Raw genomic sequence first — 3,655 nt, forward strand, 5'->3', positions numbered from 1 at the left:
ACGGTTCCCCCATTATACTCGCCCTGGACGGGGAGGAATGATGCGGCGGTGCTGGTGAGAACCGTTTTGAAGCGCTGCATACGCTTCAGGTCATGACTCAATGCTCCCGCAGTGGTGAGCGGTATCATCGAGAGCAGGCTCATCACCTGCAGATAACGCTCATCGTGTAGATCCCATTGGGCGGCCTTGAAAACCGACTTGACGCTCTTTTCGTTGGCGTCGCCCTGGCCCATAGGTGACATCACTCCGACGCAATAATAGCATTGAATGAGCTTTTGGCCCTGACGGATTTGCTCAAGAGCCAAACGCCAGTCCTGGCTCTGTTCAGAGAGTTGCGGGAGATATTTTGCAGACGGGCTATCCAGCATGCTGGTCTTGCGCATCATCTTCATGTTGGCGGTAGAACTGGCCGCTTCCTGATCGGGAAACACCAAAGTGATGCTGATGAAAATGTTGCCGCGATGGCGAAGCTTGTCGTTGAACGGATCTCCGATCAACAGCTGCGCATCCCAGGGCGCAAAGCGAGGCGGAAAATTGCGCACGGAAAAAAAGCGAAAATCGAACTTGTCTGGAATGACCTCACCGATCACCGGCACCCCATCAACCTTTTCACCGGTTGGCCGAAAACGATTGGAATGGCAGATGATGCGATGCTCACTGATCGTCGTTTCAAGATCCCGGCGAACACATTGCGGCGCAATCGGATCAAGCGTGTTGTATTCCGAAGGCTTATCCGCATTGTCAGTCGACGCTGAAAAAAGCTCGTTGATCAAGCCGATGAACTCGACCGGCGTAACCTTACGTGCCGGCATGCCGACCGCATCAAGAGTCGTCATCAGGGCATCGCGCACAGTGTTGAGAACATGGACGTCGATCGACGAATTAACCGCAGCCGCAACGCTGATGAAGACGCGGTGCTGACGCAAGAAAAATGGCGCGTCCTTGGAAAGCGAAACCCAGACACCCTTTCGCAACCACCGGGCGCGATGCTCGGCCGCACGTGCAAACACACCCTTCGCGAGCAATCGTGGTAGAATCCAATCGGTTATCTTCTGCCCTATGCTTGGCGACTGAAAATAGAGAAACTGTACCTCGCATCCAGACGGCACGGAATCGGACAGCAGCTGTGTCCACAATGCACCAGTGCGCTCATTCGCGCCGACCATTGGAGCCGCTTCAACGATGAAACCGAGCGAACCGGCATTATAGAAAATGTCGGACGCGCTGTCATAGCTCCGGTGAGGAAACCATGCAGACAGCATGGGGGCCCCTACGAATGGACGATCGCCCTCAGGATGAGCATCATCACCAAAAGCGAAGGTGAGTAACCGATCAAGGAAGCCTCGACGTGCGGCCATGTTCAATCAACCTTGCCTGAAAAGCCTGCTGGCTTGTTGACCGGAGTGCCGCTCGATGCAGACGACGGAGAGGGCGGGCCAACAAGCTTCGCTTCGACCACCGCCTTGATCTGTTCAGGCGTTGTCGGTTGTTTTAGTGCAGCTTTTTGACGGGCTTGCGCCACGGCTTCGGCTGAAGGAGCATTGGGATCGATCACAGATGTCGAGATCGAAACAGCGACAGGCTCCGCTGCCAGCTTGAAGCCACTCATCTCGTTATTGGTTTGCGCTGCAGCCAGAGCGCCCCCGACAGGAGTGGGTGCGGCATCGGCGATCTGGACCCACCCGCCAGCCTGTGAGACCATCTTGACCTTCCGAGCCTCATGAAGATAGCCGTTAGAATCGACGAACGCCGGAAAAACGACCTGCGTCACCCGAGGCGGGGCATTGACGACGCCATTGCCTGCTTGCGCCACCTGAGGCACGCTCTGCTTTGGCATATTCCAGGGCGATGTTTGCGAGGCTGGCATCGGTCTTGCTTCACCAATCTGCGCCAATGCCTGATCGTCAATGACGATGCTCGGGGCACATGATCCGCCAGGCGCGCGACAAAGAAAATCGCCCTTGATGTTACCACCCAGACTGGCGCAACTGGTCAGCAAACTTGCAGAAAACGATAGGGTGAGCAGCGCAATGGGGCTGGATCGTCTCATGACTTTGCTCCCTTCAACCATGCGGCTATAACGTCCCGAGGACGATAGCCCTCAAGAACAGCGCCATCCGACCGCACAATGACGGGCGTCCCTCCGAGCGAATTGTTGCGCGCAAACTGCTCGTTGGCATCGAGCGCAGAGGTGTCGCAGCTCGTAGTGTCGGTGATGGCTTCACCGGCATAAGCCTGCTTCAAAGCACGCTTGCGGTCGCGAGCGCAGAACACCTGGTTAGCAAGCGGCCGACTGCCCAAAATGGAAATGGGCCGTTCGATTACTTTGACATCCATGCCTTCCAGAACGCTGCTCAACTGACGGCAATAGCCGCAGCGGAAATCGGAAAAGACGGTCACCGTTGGCGCGTCCTTTGCAGCACTGCCCCACACAATGCCACCAGCTGCCGGAAGCGAGGCAAGTGACAGTTTGCGCGGCTGCGCCGGTACCGCCGCAGGACGAGCTGGCTGGCCCTGCGGCGGCCCTTCGGCGCGACCCGGGGCGGCACCTAAGAGCATGTCAGGATTGACTTCGAGCAGACGCGCCGCGGTCAAATCCTGACGAGTCTCCATGTCGTAAACACGCCCGATCACGAGAAAGCGGCCGCTCGGATCGACATAGAAAATCTGGCTGCCCGCGGTGATTTCACACAAGCCGTTCGTCTTCGAACAATCAACACGGTCGACCTTGGTATTTTTCAACCGAGTTTTGAGCGCTTGAGCGACAGCTGCATCGGAAGGAGCAATGGCTTGCGCAGCAATATATCCGGCGGGAGCAATGATACCAACGCTCAGGACCAACGCAGCCAAGGGATGCTTGATCAAGTCCCGCAATCTCTTTTTCTTTTCCATATCAGACCTCAATTGTTGATGAAGACACCGTCGAGAAACACGATCTCGACATCGATGCCGGTGGGCATCTCGATCACCGGCTGATATTGCTCGGCACGCTCGATAAGATATTTGGAAACCATCTCACCGCCCGTGGCGACGCCGTTCCCAAAACCTCCCTGCAGGATGTCCTTTGTGTTGAGCTTGTCCCGCTCGCCATCGACCGAAATATTGGTGCCTGAGAGCAAAGCCTGCGAATTGGCCGAAAAGCCCTTGCCGAAACCTTCTGCGATTCCGGCAAGCAATGCCTGACCAACGAGAGAACCCTCACGGCTGACAACACGACCGCGGACACCCGTCTTGCCACCAAAGGCTATGAAGCCCTTTACATCGGCAACGGCAAAGCGACCATTCGCCTGCGGACAGGTCATGCGCTGCAGCTTGACATAGACTTTTTCGGACGAAAGATCGCCGCGCGCGGCACCATTGACCAGGCATCCGCTGATATTGGTCGTCAGCAAACGGCCATTTTCATAGACGGACCGCGCAGGACCGGTGATCCGCAACACCACAGGCAAGGGATCCGTCTGGCTTTGAACGCCAGCGGCGGCATCGACGCCAACGATCACCTTGGCCGAGGCAATCGAGTTCGGCGGCAAATAATTGGTGCTGTCAGTGTAAACGGTATTGCCTTTGGGAACGGGCGTCGCATTTCCTGCGGCACCTTCACCAAAGGAAAGGAGCTGGATGTTGTTGCCACGCATCGAAGCGGGCGCACCGCCAA

Annotated in this window: 4 protein-coding genes; all 4 read right to left on the minus strand. The window is 56.7% G+C overall.

The window, feature by feature from the left end; translation table 11 throughout:
* A partial coding sequence (locus tag Q0239_RS12245; RefSeq protein ID WP_367276100.1) for a DUF5934 domain-containing protein occupies positions 1-1,358 on the minus strand: 1,358 nt, incomplete at its 3' end.
* Positions 1,359-1,360: 2 nt separating this feature from the next.
* The gene (locus Q0239_RS12250) at positions 1,361-2,050 is read right to left on the minus strand and encodes a hypothetical protein (RefSeq protein ID WP_298603283.1); all 690 of its coding nucleotides are present in this window, start codon (positions 2,048-2,050) and stop codon (positions 1,361-1,363) included.
* Positions 2,047-2,892 carry a DsbC family protein gene (locus Q0239_RS12255; protein WP_298603287.1) on the minus strand — a complete coding sequence of 282 codons (846 nt, stop codon included), beginning with the start codon at positions 2,890-2,892 and terminating at the stop codon, positions 2,047-2,049. The genes Q0239_RS12250 and Q0239_RS12255 overlap by 4 nt, the downstream gene beginning before the upstream one ends.
* A gap of 8 nt (positions 2,893-2,900) precedes the next feature.
* The coding region (locus Q0239_RS12260; RefSeq protein WP_298603290.1) for a TraB/VirB10 family protein at positions 2,901-3,655 on the minus strand (755 nt) is incomplete at its 5' end.

Source organism: uncultured Sphingorhabdus sp. (genome assembly GCF_937872355.1).
Classification (GTDB): domain Bacteria; phylum Pseudomonadota; class Alphaproteobacteria; order Sphingomonadales; family Sphingomonadaceae; genus Sphingorhabdus_B.